Annotated in this window: 19 protein-coding genes, 1 tRNA gene and 2 pseudogenes; 14 read left to right on the top strand and 8 right to left on the bottom strand. The window is 58.7% G+C overall.

Annotated elements, in window-relative coordinates; genetic code table 11:
• Window positions 1–111: 111 nt before the first annotated feature.
• The 8 genes from K0P33_RS19165 (at window position 112) to murB (ending at window position 6,968) form a co-directional block, all read left to right on the top strand.
• The gene (locus K0P33_RS19165) at window positions 112–2,337 is read left to right on the top strand and encodes a DNA internalization-related competence protein ComEC/Rec2 (RefSeq protein WP_242150551.1); all 2,226 of its coding nucleotides are present in this window, start codon (window positions 112–114) and stop codon (window positions 2,335–2,337) included.
• Window positions 2,338–2,446: 109 nt separating this feature from the next.
• Window positions 2,447–3,082 (top strand): MotA/TolQ/ExbB proton channel family protein, encoded by a 636-nt coding sequence (locus K0P33_RS19160; RefSeq protein WP_094952292.1) that lies wholly within the window; start codon window positions 2,447–2,449, stop codon window positions 3,080–3,082.
• Window positions 3,079–3,507 carry a biopolymer transporter ExbD gene (locus K0P33_RS19155; protein ID WP_094952291.1) on the top strand — a complete coding sequence of 143 codons (429 nt, stop codon included), beginning with the start codon at window positions 3,079–3,081 and terminating at the stop codon, window positions 3,505–3,507. The genes K0P33_RS19160 and K0P33_RS19155 overlap by 4 nt, the downstream gene beginning before the upstream one ends.
• On the top strand, window positions 3,507–4,517 hold the full coding sequence (lpxK, locus tag K0P33_RS19150; protein ID WP_094952290.1) for a tetraacyldisaccharide 4'-kinase: 1,011 nt from the start codon (window positions 3,507–3,509) through the stop codon (window positions 4,515–4,517). Before K0P33_RS19155 ends, lpxK begins: the two co-directional genes overlap by 1 nt.
• A gap of 24 nt (window positions 4,518–4,541) precedes the next feature.
• Window positions 4,542–4,727 carry a Trm112 family protein gene (locus K0P33_RS19145; protein WP_094952289.1) on the top strand — a complete coding sequence of 62 codons (186 nt, stop codon included), beginning with the start codon at window positions 4,542–4,544 and terminating at the stop codon, window positions 4,725–4,727.
• Window positions 4,724–5,488 (top strand): 3-deoxy-manno-octulosonate cytidylyltransferase, encoded by a 765-nt coding sequence (gene kdsB / locus K0P33_RS19140; RefSeq protein WP_094952288.1) that lies wholly within the window; start codon window positions 4,724–4,726, stop codon window positions 5,486–5,488. Before K0P33_RS19145 ends, kdsB begins: the two co-directional genes overlap by 4 nt.
• Window positions 5,488–5,952: a low molecular weight protein-tyrosine-phosphatase gene (locus tag K0P33_RS19135; protein WP_094952287.1), complete on the top strand. Its 465-nt coding sequence runs from the start codon at window positions 5,488–5,490 to the stop codon at window positions 5,950–5,952. The genes kdsB and K0P33_RS19135 overlap by 1 nt, the downstream gene beginning before the upstream one ends.
• Window positions 5,949–6,968, top strand: coding sequence for a UDP-N-acetylmuramate dehydrogenase (gene murB, locus K0P33_RS19130; protein ID WP_242150548.1), 1,020 nt, complete (start codon window positions 5,949–5,951; stop codon window positions 6,966–6,968). Before K0P33_RS19135 ends, murB begins: the two co-directional genes overlap by 4 nt.
• Before the next feature lie 62 nt (window positions 6,969–7,030).
• Here the strand turns inward: murB and K0P33_RS19125 are convergent, their stop codons facing one another.
• Window positions 7,031–7,702 (bottom strand): Bax inhibitor-1/YccA family protein, encoded by a 672-nt coding sequence (locus K0P33_RS19125; protein WP_094952285.1) that lies wholly within the window; start codon window positions 7,700–7,702, stop codon window positions 7,031–7,033.
• Between the two features lie 152 nt (window positions 7,703–7,854).
• On the opposite strand from K0P33_RS19125, the gene K0P33_RS19120 reads away from it, so the two are divergent.
• A tRNA-Ser gene (locus K0P33_RS19120) sits at window positions 7,855–7,945 on the top strand.
• Window positions 7,946–8,597: 652 nt separating this feature from the next.
• On the opposite strand, the gene K0P33_RS19115 is transcribed toward K0P33_RS19120, so the two are convergent.
• From K0P33_RS19115 to K0P33_RS19105, 3 genes are all read right to left on the bottom strand, one after another.
• The gene (locus tag K0P33_RS19115; protein ID WP_242150545.1) at window positions 8,598–8,939 is read right to left on the bottom strand and encodes a hypothetical protein; all 342 of its coding nucleotides are present in this window, start codon (window positions 8,937–8,939) and stop codon (window positions 8,598–8,600) included.
• Window positions 8,940–9,068: 129 nt separating this feature from the next.
• On the bottom strand, window positions 9,069–9,395 hold the full coding sequence (locus K0P33_RS19110) for a DUF2388 domain-containing protein (protein WP_094951836.1): 327 nt from the start codon (window positions 9,393–9,395) through the stop codon (window positions 9,069–9,071).
• A gap of 109 nt (window positions 9,396–9,504) precedes the next feature.
• Complete coding sequence (locus K0P33_RS19105; protein ID WP_094951837.1) at window positions 9,505–9,936, bottom strand: hypothetical protein; 432 nt, start codon at window positions 9,934–9,936, stop codon at window positions 9,505–9,507.
• A gap of 365 nt (window positions 9,937–10,301) precedes the next feature.
• On the opposite strand from K0P33_RS19105, the gene K0P33_RS19100 reads away from it, so the two are divergent.
• The 3 genes from K0P33_RS19100 to K0P33_RS31370 all read left to right on the top strand — a co-directional run bounded on the left by K0P33_RS19100 (window position 10,302) and on the right by K0P33_RS31370 (window position 11,311).
• Window positions 10,302–10,532: a hypothetical protein gene (locus K0P33_RS19100; RefSeq protein WP_242150542.1), complete on the top strand. Its 231-nt coding sequence runs from the start codon at window positions 10,302–10,304 to the stop codon at window positions 10,530–10,532.
• 185 nt (window positions 10,533–10,717) lie between these two features.
• The gene (locus K0P33_RS19095; protein ID WP_094951838.1) at window positions 10,718–10,915 is read left to right on the top strand and encodes a hypothetical protein; all 198 of its coding nucleotides are present in this window, start codon (window positions 10,718–10,720) and stop codon (window positions 10,913–10,915) included.
• Window positions 10,916–11,176: 261 nt separating this feature from the next.
• Entirely contained in the window at window positions 11,177–11,311 is a 135-nt protein-coding gene (locus K0P33_RS31370) for a hypothetical protein (protein WP_256589273.1), read from the top strand.
• A gap of 33 nt (window positions 11,312–11,344) precedes the next feature.
• Here K0P33_RS31370 and K0P33_RS19090 read toward each other — a convergent pair whose 3' ends face one another.
• The 4 genes and pseudogenes from K0P33_RS19090 to K0P33_RS31360 form a co-directional block, all read right to left on the bottom strand.
• The gene (locus tag K0P33_RS19090) at window positions 11,345–12,700 is read right to left on the bottom strand and encodes an MFS transporter (RefSeq protein ID WP_094951839.1); all 1,356 of its coding nucleotides are present in this window, start codon (window positions 12,698–12,700) and stop codon (window positions 11,345–11,347) included.
• Window positions 12,701–12,746: 46 nt separating this feature from the next.
• On the bottom strand, window positions 12,747–13,967 hold the full coding sequence (locus K0P33_RS19085) for an MASE1 domain-containing protein (RefSeq protein WP_242150539.1): 1,221 nt from the start codon (window positions 13,965–13,967) through the stop codon (window positions 12,747–12,749).
• A 121-nt stretch (window positions 13,968–14,088) separates the two neighbouring features.
• Window positions 14,089–14,613, bottom strand: a pseudogene (locus K0P33_RS31365) (MFS transporter); the annotation flags it as partial.
• Window positions 14,614–14,724: 111 nt separating this feature from the next.
• Window positions 14,725–15,462, bottom strand: a pseudogene (locus K0P33_RS31360) (MFS transporter); the annotation flags it as partial.
• Between the two features lie 227 nt (window positions 15,463–15,689).
• On the opposite strand from K0P33_RS31360, the gene K0P33_RS19070 reads away from it, so the two are divergent.
• On the top strand, window positions 15,690–15,878 hold the full coding sequence (locus K0P33_RS19070) for a hypothetical protein (RefSeq protein ID WP_242150536.1): 189 nt from the start codon (window positions 15,690–15,692) through the stop codon (window positions 15,876–15,878).
• A 211-nt stretch (window positions 15,879–16,089) separates the two neighbouring features.
• Window positions 16,090–16,323, top strand: a complete 234-nt coding sequence (locus K0P33_RS19065) for a hypothetical protein (RefSeq protein WP_094951842.1) — start codon at window positions 16,090–16,092, stop codon at window positions 16,321–16,323.
• The last annotated feature ends 91 nt before the right edge of the window (window positions 16,324–16,414 follow it).

Here is a 16,414-nt window from a genome sequence, read left to right as displayed (position 1 = left end):
GCAAGTATGCCCGCATTCTATAAACAGAAAATTCAGACTTTGTGACAAAACATCATAGTCGGTGCTGGGTACCCGACTAAGACTGAGTGGACCACAGGAAAAGGATGATTCATGAGAACAGGGATGTTTGCGCTCGGACTTGGACTGCTTTCACTGCGATTTTTCCCGTCTCTACCGCCGGCCGGATGGCTACTGGCGATGTTGGCGGTGGCCTTGATGCTGTTGCCTTTTCGCACCCACCCTCTGGCGTTCTTCCTCGTGGGCTTGTGCTGGGCCTGTATCAGCGCGCAGTGGGCGCTGGATGATCGCCTCAAGCCAGCGCTGGATGGGCAAACGCGCTGGGTGCAGGGGCGTGTGATCGGGTTGCCGCAGCAGACCAGCACCGGCGTGCGCTTCGAACTGGCCGACAGCCGGTCGCGCACTGCGCGAGTGCCCAAGCGCATCCGGGTGTCCTGGCACGGTGGCCCGCGGGTCAATAGCGGCGAGTATTGGCGCTTGGCGGTGACGTTGAAGCGGCCATCGGGGTTGCTCAATTTTCATGGCTTTGACTACGAGGCCTGGCTGCTGGCCCAGCGCATCGGCGCAACCGCCTCGGTAAAAGACGGCCAGCGCTTGGCGCCGGCTCGCAACGCCTGGCGCGACAGCCTCCGCCAGCGCCTGAAAGCCGTGGATGCCCAGGGCCGCGAGGCTGGCCTGGCGGCACTGGTGCTGGGCGACGGCTCAGGGCTGGCCGCTGAAGATTGGCGGGTGCTGCAGGACACCGGAACCGTGCACCTGCTGGTGATTTCCGGCCAACACATCGGTTTGTTGGCGGGGCTGATCTACGGCTTGGTGGCCGGGCTGGCGCGCTACGGTTGCTGGCCTCGAGCAATGCCGTGGCTGCCGTGGGCGTGCGGCCTAGCGTTTGCCGCCGCGCTGGGGTACGGCTTGCTGGCGGGGTTTGGCGTGCCGGTGCAGCGGGCATGTGTGATGGTCGGGTTGGTCCTGCTCTGGCGTTTGCGCTTTCGGCATTTGGGCGTCTGGTGGCCGTTGTTGCTGGCGCTCAATGGCGTGCTGATATTGGAACCATTGGCCAGTTTGCAGCCAGGATTCTGGCTGTCGTTTGCCGCCGTTGGGGTGCTGGTGCTGGCCTTCAGCGGGCGCCTGGGGCCATGGAACTGGTGGCAAGCATGGACGCGTGCGCAGTGGATGATCGCCATCGGCTTGTTTCCAGTGTTGCTGGTGCTCGGCTTGCCCATCAGCCTCAGTGCGCCCGTGGCTAACGTGTTTGCCGTGCCGTGGATCAGCCTCGTGGTGTTGCCCTTGGCGCTGGTCGGGGCTGTGCTGCTGGCGGTACCGTTTGTGGGCGAGGGCTTGTTGTGGCTGGCAGGCGGGGCGCTGGATGGGCTGTTCAGGGGCTTGGCACTGCTGGCAGGGCAGCGCCCGGCCTGGATACCGGCCGAGGTGCCCTTGGGTTATTGGTTAGTGAGCCTGGCGGGCGCGGTACTGCTGCTGTTGCCCAAAGGCGTGCCGTTTCGGCTGCTGGGCTGGCCGATGCTATTGCTGGCGGTCTTCCCGCCCAGGCAACTGGTGCCTCATGGGCAAGTAGAAGTAACGCAGTTGGATGTTGGCCAGGGGCAAGCGCTGATCCTGCGCACACGCCACCACACGCTGCTTTACGACGTAGGGCCGCGCTCGGGGGCATTTGACCTTGGTGAGCGCGTGGTACTGCCTGCGCTCAGAACGCTCGGAGTAGGGACGTTGGACATGATGGTGATCAGCCATGCTCACGCTGATCATGCCGGAGGCGCGGCCGCGGTTGCCCTTGCGCTTTCGGTAAAGCGCGTCGTCGGTGGCGAAACCGAAGGGTTGCCGGCATTGCTTGCCACACAGCGCTGTATCAGCGGTGAGCAGTGGGAGTGGGATGGCGTGTCATTTGAACTGTGGCAGTGGCCTGGCGCCACTAGTAGCAACCCGAAATCCTGTGTGTTGCGGGTACAGGCTAACGGTGAACGACTGCTGCTGACCGGCGATATTGACCGCGCCGCCGAACAGGCTTTTCTCGCATCTCCCTTGGCCGTACCGACCGATTGGCTGCAAGCGCCGCACCATGGCAGTCGCAGCTCTTCGTCCGAGCCCTTCCTGGCGCGGCTTGCGCCTAAGTCGGTGCTGATTTCCAGTGGCCGTGGCAACGCATTCGGTCATCCCCATCCGCAGGTGATGCAGCGTTATCAGGCACTCAGCAGCCGGGTGTACGACAGCGCCGAGCAAGGTGCCGTACGTCTGCAACTGGGCGCATTTCAATCACCTGTTGTTGCGCGCGGTCAACGCCGTTTCTGGCGTGAAGCGTTACCGTGACTCGGCGTTACCAGTGGCCGAGGCCCGCGCCGGGCGGGTCTATGGCTGACGAGCCCCGCCGGCGAACCTATATGGTAAAGTGGCGCACTTTTTCGAGGGGACATTCACTGTGTGGGAATTGGTCAAATCCGGCGGCTGGATGATGTTGCCGATCATCATGAGCTCCATCGCCGCACTCGGCATCATCGCCGAACGCCTGTGGACCCTGCGCGCCAGTCGCATCACGCCTGAGCATCTGCTGGGCCAGGTCTGGGGCTGGATCAAGAACAAGCAACTGGACAAAGACAAGCTCAAGGAACTGCGCGCCAATTCGCCCCTGGGTGAAATCCTCGCCGCGGGCCTCGCCAACTCCAAGCATGGTCGCGAGATCATGAAAGAGTGCATTGAAGAGGCGGCCGCACGGGTCATCCATGAAATGGAGCGCTACATCAATGCGCTCGGCACCATCGCCGCCATGGCGCCGTTGCTTGGCCTGTTGGGTACGGTGCTGGGCATGATCGATATTTTCAGCTCGTTCATGGGCTCGGGCATGACCACTAACGCCGCCGTGTTGGCCGGCGGTATCTCCAAGGCCTTGATCACCACGGCTGCGGGCTTGATGGTTGGTATTCCCTCGGTATTTTTCCACCGGTTCCTGCAGCGCCGCATCGATGAACTGGTGGTCGGCATGGAGCAAGAAGCCATCAAGCTGGTGGAAGTGGTGCAGGGCGATCGCGATGTCGATTTCGTCGAGGGCCGAGTGTGAAATTTCGCCGTAAGCAACGGGAAAATGTTGATATCAACCTCGCGTCGCTGATCGACGTGGTGTTTATCCTGCTGCTGTTCTTTGTCGTCACCACCACCTTTACCCGGGAAACCCAGCTGCGTGTCGACTTGCCGGAAGCGGTGAGCGGCTCGCCGGCCGAGGACCAGGAAGTCAAGCAACTGGACATCGCCATCAGCGCCGACGGGGTGTTTTCGGTGAATAACCAATTGCTGGAGAAGAACGACCTCACCAGCCTGATGGACGCCCTGCAGAAAGAATCTGGCGGTGATACCAAAATGCCTCTTTCCATCAGTGCTGATGGCAAAACCCAACATCAAGCGGTGATCACCGCTATGGATGCCGCCGGCAAGCTCGGCTTCACCCATCTGCGCATGACCACCGTTGAGGCGGCGGCGCAACCCTGATGGCCCTGTCTGATCGTTTGCTCAAGGCGTGGTACGAAGGGCATCCGGCGCTGACGCTGCTGCGGCCGCTGGAGTCGTTGTATCGTCGGGTGGTGCAACGCAAGCGCGCGCGCTTCCTGGCAGGCGAGGGCGAGATCTACCAGTCACCGGTGCCGGTGGTGGTGGTCGGCAATATCACGGTGGGCGGGACGGGCAAGACGCCGTTGATCCTGTGGCTGATCGATCACTGTCGGCGCAGTGGCTTGCGCGTCGGGGTTGTCAGTCGTGGCTATGGGGCCAAGCCGCCACAGTTGCCATGGCGGGTCGAGGCCAGCCACAGCCCTGAAGTGGCTGGCGATGAACCCTTGTTGATCGTGCAGCGCAGCGGCGTGCCACTGATGATTGATCCAGACCGTAGCCGCGCGGTAAAAGCGCTGCTGGCCAGCGAGCCACTTGACCTGATCCTCTCCGATGACGGCCTGCAGCATTACCGCCTGGCCCGCGACCTTGAACTGGTGCTGATCGACGCCGCCCGCGGCTTGGGCAACCGCCGCTGCCTGCCAGCCGGGCCGCTGCGCGAGCCAGTGGAGCGTTTGCAGAGTGTCGATGCGTTGCTCTATAACGGCGCCGATGCTGATCGCGAGGGCGGGTTTGCCTTTCGCCTGGTGCCCACGGCACTGATCAACTTGAACACCGGTGAGCGCCAGCCGACCGATTATTTTCCGCTGGGCCAACAGGTGCATGCGGTTGCAGGTATCGGCAACCCGCAACGTTTCTTCAATACCCTTGAAACGCTACACTGGCGGCCGATACCCCATGCTTTTGCCGACCACGCGCCCTACAGCGCCGAGGTCTTGAATTTCACGCCGTCGTTACCGCTGGTCATGACCGAAAAGGACGCGGTGAAGTGCCGCGCCTTTGCCCAGCCCGACTGGTGGTACCTTGCGGTGGATGCGGTACCGTCGCCCGCATTTGTTGCCTGGTTCGACACGCAACTGATGCGCTTGCTGCCTGCCCGACTCTTGCCTTAAATCGCTTTTTTCCAGGAAACACTCATGGACACCAAACTGCTCGACATTCTCGCTTGCCCGATCTGCAAAGGCCCGCTCAAGCTCAGCACCGACAAAACCGAGCTGATCAGCAAGGGCGCAGGCCTGGCTTACCCGATCCGTGATGGCATCCCGGTGATGCTGGAGAGCGAAGCCCGTACCCTGACCACTGATGAGCGCCTGGATAAATGACCACCGCCTTTACCGTTGTCATCCCTTCGCGCTATGCATCGACACGCCTGCCGGGCAAGCCGCTGCAATTGATCGGCAACAAGCCGATGATCCAGCTGGTGTGGGAGCAAGCCTGCAAGAGCAGCGCTGAACGGGTCGTGGTCGCGACCGACGACCCGCGCATCGTCGAAGCCTGCAAAGGGTTTGGTGCCGAAGCGGTACTGACCCGCGAAGACCACAACTCCGGCACCGACCGCCTGGCCGAAGTCGCCATGCAGCTGGGCCTGGCGCCCGATGCCATCGTGGTCAATGTGCAGGGCGACGAGCCGCTGATTCCGCCGTGCGTGATCGATCAGGTGGCCGCCAACCTGGCTGCCCATGGCGAAGCGCGCATGGCGACCCTGGCTGAGCCGATTGAAGACATCGAAACACTGTTCAACCCGAACGTGGTGAAAGTGGTCAGCGATATTAATGGCCTGGCGCTGACGTTCAGCCGCTCGATCCTGCCGTGGGCGCGCGACGCCTTCGCCAAGAGCCCTGACGTATTGCCGCAGGGCGTGCCGTACCGCCGCCATATCGGCATCTACGCCTACCGCGCCGGCTTCCTGCAGGACTTCGTCAGCTGGGGCCCGTGCTGGTTGGAAAACACCGAAGCCCTGGAACAACTGCGTGCCCTGTGGCACGGCGTGCGTATCCATGTGGGCGATGCCCTGGAAGCGCCGCCTGCCGGTGTCGACACCCAGGAAGACCTTGAGCGCGTCCGTCGCCTGCTGGGGGCCTGATGGAGGTTCTGTTTGTCTGCCTGGGCAATATCTGCCGCTCGCCAACCGCCGAGGGCGTATTGCGCCATAAGTTGCGCGAGGCGGGCTTGGCAGGCCAGGTCGAAGTAGCGTCGGCCGGCACCGGTGAATGGCATGTCGGCAACCCGCCAGACCAGCGCAGCCAGCGTGCAGCGTTGGTGCGCGGTTATGACCTGTCGGCACAGCGTGCCCAGCAGGTCTCGCGCGCTGACTTTGCGCGCTATGACCTGATCCTCGCCATGGACCACAGTAACCTGCGCAACCTCAAGGCACTGCACCCTGGGCAAGGCAAGGCGCAGCTGGACTTGTTCCTGCGCCGGTTTGAGGCCGAAGTGGACGAGGTGCCGGACCCTTACTACGAAGGCGAACAAGGCTTTGAGCGCGTCCTCGACCTGATCGAGCGCGCCTGTGATTTATTGGTGATCGAATTGAAGGGGCGGTTATGACCTTGCAAGTGCTTGCGCAGGTATCGCTCAAACCATTCAACAGCTTTGGCATCGATGTGCGCGCCCAGTTGTTCGCCGAGGCCCGCAGCGACGCCGATGTGCGCGAAGCCCTGGCCTATGCGGCAGCGCAACGGCTGCCGCTGCTGGTGATCGGCGGTGGCAGCAACTTGCTGCTGACCCAGGATATCCAGGCGTTGGTGTTACGCATGGCGACCGAGGGTATTCGGGTGCTGCACGATGATGGCCTGCACGTGGTGGTCGAGGCCGAAGCGGGCGAAGCCTGGCATCCGTTTGTACTGTGGACCCTGGAACATGGTTTGTGTGGCCTGGAAAACCTCAGCCTGATCCCCGGCACCGTCGGCGCTGCACCGATGCAAAACATCGGTGCCTACGGTGTGGAGGTCAAGGATGTGTTTGCCGGCCTGACCGCCTTGGATCGCCACACCGGCGAGCTGCGCGACTTCAGCCTGCAAGAGTGCGACTTTGCCTACCGTGACAGCCTGTTCAAGCACGATGCAGGGCGTTGGTTGATTCTGCGCGTGCGCTTTGCCTTGAGCCGCGTCAGCCATCTGAAACTCGATTACGGCCCGGTGCAGCAACGCCTGGCCGGGCAGGGCATCACCGAGGCGACGCCCAGCGACGTCAGCCGCGCCATCTGCAGCATCCGCCGCGAAAAACTGCCGGACCCGGCCCAACTGGGTAATGCCGGGAGTTTTTTCAAGAACCCACTGGTGTCCCAGGCGCTGGCCGCAGAGCTACAGGCGCTGTATCCAGACCTGGTGGCTTACCCGCAGCCCGATGGGCAGATGAAGCTCGCCGCCGGCTGGCTGATCGACAAGGCCGGTTGGAAAGGCTTTCGTGACGGCGACGCAGGCGTGCATAAGCTGCAGGCGTTGGTGCTGGTTAACTACGGCGCCGCCTCGGGGCACGACATTGCCAACCTGGCGCTGCGTATCCAGCAGGATATTGCCGAACGCTTCAAGGTCGATCTGGAAATGGAACCTAACCAGTACTGAAGCGCTGGAAACAAAAAGGCCCCGCATCTTTCGATGCGGGGCCTTTTTTATGCCGCTAGCAATCAGTCATCACGGCTCATGATGCCGAAGATCTGCAACAGGCTGATAAACAGGTTGTAGATCGACACATACAGGCTGATGGTCGCCATGATGTAGTTACGCTCACCGCCGTGGATGATGGCGCTGGTCTGGAACAAGATGCACGCGGAGGAGAACAGCACGAAACCGGCGCTGATCGCCAACTGCAGGCCGCTGATCTGGAAGAACATGCCCGCTACAACGGCTGCCAGCAGCACGAAGAAGCCTGCGGTGATGAAACCACCCAGGAAACTCATGTCCTTGCGGCTGATCAGCACGTAGGCCGACAGACCACCAAACACCAGGGCAGTCATGGCAAACGCCGAGCTGACCACTTCCGCGCCGCCGGCCATGCCGAGGTAACGGTTAAGGATCGGGCCGAGGATAAAGCCCATGAAACCGGTCAAGGCAAACGCCGACACCAAGCCCCAGGCCGAGTCACGCAGCTTGTTGGTCAGGAAAAACAGACCGTAGAAGCCGATCAGCACGACAAAAATATTCGGGTAGCCCACGCGCATTTGCTGCGCTACATACGCCATTACGCCGCTGAACGCGAGGGTAAGGGCGAGCAAGCCGTAGGTGTTGCGCAACACGCGGCTGACTTCAAGCTGCTCAGCCTGCGCGTTACCATTCACTGCGTAATTCTGTTCGCGCATGGCGACACTCCTTCAGTTTTGAAACATTCAGTCGCAAGGATCATAACAGACGCTCTGTAACAAGCGATGGCAAGAGTTTGACAGTGTGTTTCATTCGGGTATTATGGCGCCCGCTGACACGGGATGGGCTACTATAATCCTGTGATGCAAAAGGGAAATTGGCAGAGTGGTTGAATGCACCGGTCTTGAAAACCGGCGAACGTTAATAGCGTTCCCAGGGTTCGAATCCCTGGTTTCCCGCCAAGATTTACACGAAAGCCTCGCGAAAGCGGGGCTTTCGCGTTTCTGGGGTTTGGTCGGCGAAGTTGGGCAAACAGCAGGAGTTCCGAAACTTTGCCTATTTGGTGGGCTTGGCGGTCGCGCCAATCTTCCGGTAACCCGCTTTGTGATCTCCTGTTTACTATGGCCGAGCAGCAAGCTCGCATCGCCAATGTCGACGATTTCCGACGTCGCTTTAGGTCGGATATCACGGAATTGAAACCCGCCAATTTTCGCAGCCAGCAATGGGTCACCCTGGTCGATTGCTTTCTGCTGCGCCTTCTCCCTTGCCTTGTCCCAGCGCAAGCGCAACATGCCCTTCGTCATTCTCTTTCCATGTTTGTTGATAAATAGGTACTTGGAAGAGTGGTGTGCATTCCTTTCTGAAATCTCCCTTATAAGTTTACCCAGGCTGTTTTCCCCGGCGTCAGTGCGCATTAAGATCCTGAGCTTCAGCCCAGTCTTGCCCTGCGTCGCCAGGACTGTTGGCTCGAGCTAGGGGCTATTCAGGGGGGCATCTTCGTCTCCAACGAGGAAGGCACACCGGGAGCGTACCATCGACATTCGAGTGATTGCTCAGTATCGACCTGCAGTTCGTTGATCGATTCTTAGCTCTATATTGCTTAAAAGCAGGCTCTCAAGAGCCTGAGGAAATCCTAATTTTCGTCTGCTCAGGTGTTTCATGCTCAACCACCTGAACCATGTCAGATAGCTGAATGAGAGGATAATGCTCCCGCATCCCCTTGAGCATCAGCATTGGTGGCCATTCTTCCTCCATACCGCAGAAAGCCGCGGCTTTGTTTAAAGGCATGTACGTGCAACGAGTAACCCACACCACGGTTGCCTTTCCCGGGTAGTGCTCACATTCGTAGCGCAAATAGCCTGGCTCTATGTGCGATTCGCCGAAGCGGATCGTTGACCCCTTGCTTCCTTCGAGCAACGCAGGGAAAAGTCGAGGCACAATCCTCAAAGTTTGCATGCGCGAATCCTTAGCAATCAAATAAAAGTGAGCAGAGAGTTTTGAAGGCCATCATCACGCGCCTGCCAACACTGCGGGTGAACGATTTTTGGCGTCTGGTAGCGGTGAAAGGGATGCGAAAGGTCGCGCTCAGTACGAGGCCGCTATCGCCTGCGCCAGTTGCATGTCAGACATATGAGGCGATGTGTAGGCCGAACGATAATACCGGGACGCCTGCTCAAACTCCGCACCGCGAATCTCGCCGTCCGAACCAATGAATGCAAGGGCGTCGGTCTTGGCTGACTTAAAATACTCTGGAATTTCCGAGGTAATAGCCGTGGGCGCTGAGGTGATCACTGCGGGCACGATGGTGGTGATCATGAGCGCGCCTTGGAACGGATTGTTGTTTTCTGCTGCAATGGCCTGAGTGCTGCTCAGCACCATGACGGCGATTGCCAGGGTCTTCCATGAATTCATTCTTCGATGCTTCCATTGCGATCAGAAGGGCCACCATAGCAGAGCAGGGCGCTTGTCAGAAACAAGAAGCCCGGCGCAGAGCCGGGCTTCGATGTGACAGTGTCAGAACCTAACGATGCTTGTTCTTGTGTTTATGCTTGTTGTTTCCTTTGTGCTTCTTACCATCAGATCGATGACTGCTCTCATCGTCCGCCAGGTTGTTTCCTAGGGCACCACCCGCAGCGCCGCCGAGACCTGCACCGATAGTCGAGCCAGTTGTGCCGCCGAGGCGGTTACCAATGAGCGAGCCACCAGCCGAGCCGATACCGCCACCTAATGCGGCTTCAGCTCTGTTGCCTCTCTGAGCGCCGACAGCACTGCCGGCAGCACCACCTACGCCGGCGCCTACCGCCGCGCCCGTTGAGCCGCCGAGCTGTTGACCTACGATATTGCCAAGTGCACCACCAACGCCGCCTCCAAGAGCGGCTGTGCCATCTCCGGCTGCCATCGCTCCTTGCGAAATGAGGACACCCAGAACTAGGGCGGGTAGTGTAATTTTCATTTTTGAACCTCTATGGGTTGTCAGCAGGCGCTCACGGTTTAAAGCACGCCCAGCATTAGGACTAGAGCAAAAGTTTGAAGTTCTTTGCGGGCGGAGCCTACAGGCAAATGGTTGTAACAAGATATGCCGTGATGGGGTCGGCTGCGGAGGGCGGGTTAAGCGGGTTTACCAGGAACTGGGATGACCAGAGGAGCCCAAGTGTGAAAGGGCAGAAACAAGTTCAACGAGAAAGACCATATCGATCTGGATGGCGAGCTGAAGCGGCTTGAGATCGAGAAGCGTAAGGCTCAGCTCAAACTAATAGAGAAGGGCGGCGGCAACTCCAACGCCCAGCTACTGGCTGATCTGATTGCGAGGCTGCCGTCATGATCACCAACACCGGCAACTTGATGTTCGACCGCCAGGTGTCTCGCTGGTACGACATCACCAATTGGGATAACGACGGCAAACCGGAATCCACCCGGTACCGGTGGCGCTCGACGATCCACAAAGCACCGGATGACCAAGTGAATGAAGCGCTGACTGCAGCTCAGGAGCTGCTCGACGCAGAGGGATTAATCGAAGTTGTGTGGCTTAGCAAAGAGCCATTGCAATGAGTGAGAACGTGAAAGGATATTTATCCATCATAGCGATTTTGCGCGTTATGGATTCACGCTAAAAGCCTCGTCACTGTGCGAGGTTTTTTGCTTTGCGCCGTTCGTCCAGTGTTCGGCGCTCGCTGTGACCTGCCGACTACCCTGATTAAGCGCGGATATTCCGAGCGCCTGAACGGAGAGTCAGCATGGATATTGATAAGAATGCCCCAGGCAACATTTCGCAACAGGAAGTGACACGCGGCACGGACAACGAAGCGGGTCACGATCCTCGTCGGGATGAGCGCGAGATCCGGCCGCCTCAGAATGACGATCCCTCCCTCGAGGAGGATATGTCGGACGTGGACGCTGCCGATTCAGTGGCGAGTGAGCATCCAGACAACTGATGATTTTTAGATCGACGAACCCGGCCCTGAGTCGGGTTTTTTATTGCCCATGGAAAGGGCGATTCAACAAAAGGAATTTGCACATGTTGAAAGAATTCAGACGCGGTAACCGCAATAGGTGAAAAAATGTCTGTACGCGAGCTTGGCAAGAAATTCAAAAACCAAGCTATCAACGGCAATGCTAACCCCGTTACGGTTCTGATTTCCCCTTCGTAAAACGCAAATGGGGTCATTCTTCGGTCTTTTTATGGTGGCGGTGTCTTGGCCTTTGGACCAAAGGATAGCGCCATCGCCAAGGCGATAGACGCCGCCAAGACTGCCGGTCTCCCTCAGGGGATTATCGTCGCGGTGCTGCACGGGCAAGCCCATTCGCAAACCGCGATCATGGTGACTTGAATGAGCGTCAGGGGGCTGCGACGTCAGAAGCGCTTAAGGTGAATCCGGACCGCCCGTCACGCTGGTCGAAATGCTATCAACGTGACGCGGCTTCCAGGGCATGCGCTGAAACCAGGACTGCGGAACCGGGTGCACGATGGCCCGCAGCGCCCTGGCGTAATCCATCACCAGGCCGGGGGTCCAGGCCATAGTCAGCGCACGTCTGCGTACCTGCGCCGCAATCCAGAGTTCCGGCATGAACAGGGTCCGTAAACAGTCTCGCCAGCGCTCGCTGCGAAACGCAAGCACGCCGTCGAGGGACGCTTCAAGCGCATAAGCGACTGAGCTTGAACAGTTGCGGTAGGTCAGGTTGTAGCGCTTATCGAGCCTGTAGTTCATCCAGAAATGCTCAAGGGCACCGCTGTTGTAGTAATGGAACACTATCTTGCGGTCCGATTCGCACCAATCTGCCGCCTCTTTCTCATAGTCAGGCTGGAAAGTACCCGGCACATCATTGTCCTTGGTCGCTTTGAGTATGCGGAAAAACTCCGAGGGCGAGCGGTCGATATCCGCGGCAGGGTACAGGCTGATATAGATCGAGGGTTGCAACTCCAGGGCTGCGTGCCCGGTGGAAATAACCCCCTGGCTGTCCACTGCGGCGATGTAACGGTTGATGACCGGTCGCGGCACCGGCGTATTTTCCGCCGTGCCTTCCGGCGTCCAGATATGCACCACCAACGGCTCATGAATTGGCGGGCTGATAGAAACCTGAGCAAGTTCCGGTTTGACTGCCGCCTTTTTGGTGATGTTGAGCACAGGCGCAGCGGGCGTCAGCAATTCAAATGAGGACGTCCCACGCACCAGTAAGCTGGCGCGCCTGGCCACGCGTAGGGTGCTGATAGCGCTGACGATCATCAATGACCCGATAAAAAACGAGACGGTTGACTGGTAACCGACGGGATAGGGCGTGAACAGCAACAGGGCGAAGATCACTTTGGCAGTGCCGGTGACGACTGACAGGCGCCAATGAGGGTACCGGACGACAAACGCGGACGTGATGACCAGCAAACCGAAGATGAAATAGGAGAAACCGAAAATAATCGCCAGCAACAGGTTGCTGTAGGTCTTGTTGGCCAGAATCAACAGGGACACGAAGAAACACACACCGCCCTTGAAAAACAGCACGGCCTTTTGCGCACCGATTCCGCTCGAGGCGACACTCAGCGTGACCAGGCTTTCCAGCATCAGCAGGATGCCGAACGCCTTCATCGGGAAATACAATACCCCGTCCATGCCGTCGATCAGCACACCCACGCCGATCAAGCCCCACAGCAAACCGATGCAGCCAATCACTTTGGCTTTGGAGCGGACGAACTCTGCGCCGAATAACATCAGTGCGATCTGAATCATGAGATGTTTCCTTGTTGCCAATGTTGCCAATCGAGGTCGCGCATCATTATTTGTAGTGACTGATTTGCCAGTTGCCGACGATCACTTCGCCGGTCGAGTCCGCCATCAGGCCTGGGGTGTTGTCGCAGATAACCCGGGTATCCGAACCCTGCGCAGTGATGCGGAACGTCAGCGAGGCGCCGCCCCGCCTGCGCTGTTGAGTCGACCAATGGCGCCGAAGCTTTTCCCGGTCCTTGGGGTGTACGCGTTCAAGCACTTCATTGAAGGTGGACAGTACCGGCGCGTCGATGCCCAGTACCTCACGCAGGTTATCGTCCCAGTAAATCTCGCCTGACTCGGGGTGCAGCCGGTACATCACCCCTTCACCCGCCGCCCGGCCGGTGTCGAGGTCGTAACGGCGCGCTGACTGGGCCAGCACCCGCAGAAAAACGATCAACAAGGCGGTCGCGCACAAATAGCACTGGGCCAACAGCAGCGGTTCTCCCGGGTTAAGCCCCTTGAGGAAAAACGGCCCTTGGCCGTTGTCGGTGTGATGAATCACCAGCGTTGCCAGCGTCAGCAACGCCAGGGTCGCGCCACGCCCGGCCCAGGTGACCGAAACAACCACGCAGAAGATGATCGGGATGCACGCCAGCGCAAAGTTCATCGCGGAGCCGGCCGAGTCGGTAATGTCGGACTTCAACCAGGGAGAATTGACGCCGAAGATAAACCAGGTACTCAGGCACATCAGGACAAACGCGGTCACTCCCGTGAGCCTGGCCAGCCACCCGCTGCGACATACATTCAGATCATCATGGAGCAGGCTCATGATCGCAATCGTGGTGAAGATCACCCCGGTAATGTTGGCGATCCAGGTCACCCACAGCAGACGCTGAAGTGGCGCATCGCTCGTCAATGATAGCCAGGTTGCGGTCAATGCCGCTTCCACCGCGCACACAAACACGGTGGCGATTATCCAAAGCACAATGGCGTGCAAATAGTCGTTGCGCCGGGCGAAACGGCGCACCAGCCAGGCAATGCAAATGGCTGCACTCAATGCCAGGCAGGAATGCACCAGCGTGGCGGCCCAATCGTGTCGCCACTGGAAGTCCAGAAAAATTCGCGTGGTCAGCAGTACCGCAAACAGCAGTGGCCAACGGGAACGTTGCGAGATGAGGAACGCCGAGACGGCCACGCCCGCAGGGAACCACACCACGGCCACCTGAGAGACAGGGTCATCGAACTCGAGTGAAATGATGCCCGTCACGTAATAGGCCAGTGCCCACATTAGTAAGCTGGCGGCCTGTAGTAGAGCCCTCGGTAGTATCACTGGCGTTTTTCCGATTCAAAAAGTGGATGTGGCGTACGTCATGGCTTATTGCCTGACAATGGCGCCATGACGCTGGGGTTCAAGCCTGAGGAGGCGCGGGTGTGTGCTGTGTGTGCATGACGGCAAACAACGTGAACAGAGCACACAAGGCGGCGGTGAGCAGGGGCAAACCGTGCAGACCCAACTGCATGGAAACCCCGGCCAATACCGGGCCCAACAGTGCGCCGATGCCCCATGCAACCGACAGTGCACTGTAAACCCCGACCAGTTCGGTGCCACTGAAACGCTCGCCGACCTGAGTCACCACCACCGTATAAATCCCGACAAATACACCGCCCCACACGAACAACAACCCATACGAAAGCCAGCGTTCAGTGAGTGCCAATGGCCAGATCAGCGCGCCAACCGCTGAAAGCGCCGACAACACAATAATCAGGCGGCGACGGTCCATGCGGTCGGCTAGCCAGCCAATCGGCAACTGTAGAACGATCGCGCCAAACAGCAGCATAGACAGCAACCAGGTGGCCTGCTGCACCGGCCAGCCCACGTTGATTGCGTAAATCACCAGCATGTTCATTCCGGCGCTTTCCAGTGCGCCGTTCAGCGCGGCCGCCACCAGCGCAAGCGTTGCGATGTGCAGGTACAGTGAGAGCGGTCGGCCCTTTTCGTGCGCAATCGGGCGGCCGCAGGTTTTGATCCCGAGCAGCGAGAGGCCGGCGAGTAGTGTAATCAAACTGCCGACAAAGAACGCTGCCGACGACGCATTTCCCAACCAAGACAGAATAAACGGCCCCAGGGCAAATCCCAAAGACAGGCTGGCCACATACATCGCCATCGTTTTTGCACGGGCCTGCTCGACCGTCGTGTGGTTCAGCCAGGTTTCCGACACCACCATAATGATTTCGCTGAACAGCCCAAGGCCCAGGCGCAGTACAAACCAGGTTTCGATGGGTACGAAGGGGAATGCAGCCAACAACACCACCAGCGCGCCCAGCGAAATGGCCAACAACCGCCTGGGACTGAAACGGCGACACAGCATCGGCAGAAATGGCGCGATGGCAAACACACCTACCGCATGCATGGCGGCATTGATGCCAATGTAAACTTCGCTGAAGCCTGCGGTCGTCAACTTGATCGCAATCAAAGGTGCACTCAAACCGTAGCTCAATCCAAAAATCATCACCGTCAAGGTGATGAGCAGCTTGTTACGGTTATCAATCACTGCGTTCATCGGTGCCTTCGTTGTATTAACATTTTTTCTGACCTCGGCCCTTGCCGCCGAACGCGTCTGCATCAGCATCGGGTAAGGTTTGGGCCGGCATTTTATGGCGCGAGGCTCAATCCGTCCCGGCCGGTTTCCGACATGTTTCCTGGCGATCAGCTTGAGTAAATTCTGCTCCCTATCGTCGGTGCGGTACGACCGCATCGCAAGGAATAATTGAAGGCTGTGTTTTCAGCATGCGGTTGCCAGCGGTAATTCAGGCGAACATCAAAGTACATTCGCCCGAACACCTTGCCAGATTAAACAGGCGCCCACCGATGCGGCCGCCGCCGCCAAGGCGCAGACCGTATTACTAAGAGGCCAGGCATGGGCGACCAACTCAGTCGTGAGATTGGTTTGGCACTTGTTAAAGCGGTCGAAGGGTGAGAGGGAGCATCACTTGCTGAAATCAGGAATAAATGAGTGTTTTCAGGAAAAAGGCCGACGTTGCGGGTGCTTCTTTTAACTGCCAGCACCGTCGGGGCAACTGCACCGACTCAGCCGATAAGCGCAAGCACGGCGCCATTCTGGAGCTGCTCAACTCGGTGCGAACGTCGGTGCCGGTGGCGCTCATCGATCCACACGGCGCTGGATGGTCAGGTGAATGAGGCACTCACGGCCGCTCAAGAACAACGTTGCGCGGCGTAGCAAATAGCCATTGCGATGAGTGAGGAAGTGAGAGAGGATTTATCCATCCTGTCGATCTTGCGCGTCAGGGGTTGGCATTGAAAAGGCCCGGCTAATGTGCCGGGCTTTTTATTGCGCTCAGTGTGTGCAAAGCCGAAAATAGAGCTTCCGACTATAAACTGGGAGAGCGTCATGGTTTTGCGTGGCATGGCACAGATGCATGTCGACGACTTGGCGGAACGGTTCAAGAAGTTGGTTGTAGGGCAGGCTGGCAACGCGGATATTCAGTTTGCGTGGGTTGTTTTTTATCAGGGGCGAATGTTCGGGGCTTATTCAACGGCCGAGCTTGCGCTGCGGAAAATAACGGACATTGAGCACTGCATTAGCATCGACGAGGCCCCAGTCCCTCAAACCTCAAACGATTAAAATTTTCATTAAGCCCCGCCTAGAGCGGGGCTTTTTATTGCCCACGGAAAGGGCGATTCAGCAAAAGGAATTTGCAGGTGTTGGTATGCGT

It is taken from the genome of Pseudomonas sp. ArH3a (assembly GCF_022648765.1).
Taxonomy (GTDB): Bacteria; Pseudomonadota; Gammaproteobacteria; order Pseudomonadales; family Pseudomonadaceae; genus Aquipseudomonas.
This window is presented reverse-complemented; position numbering and strand designations above follow the sequence as displayed.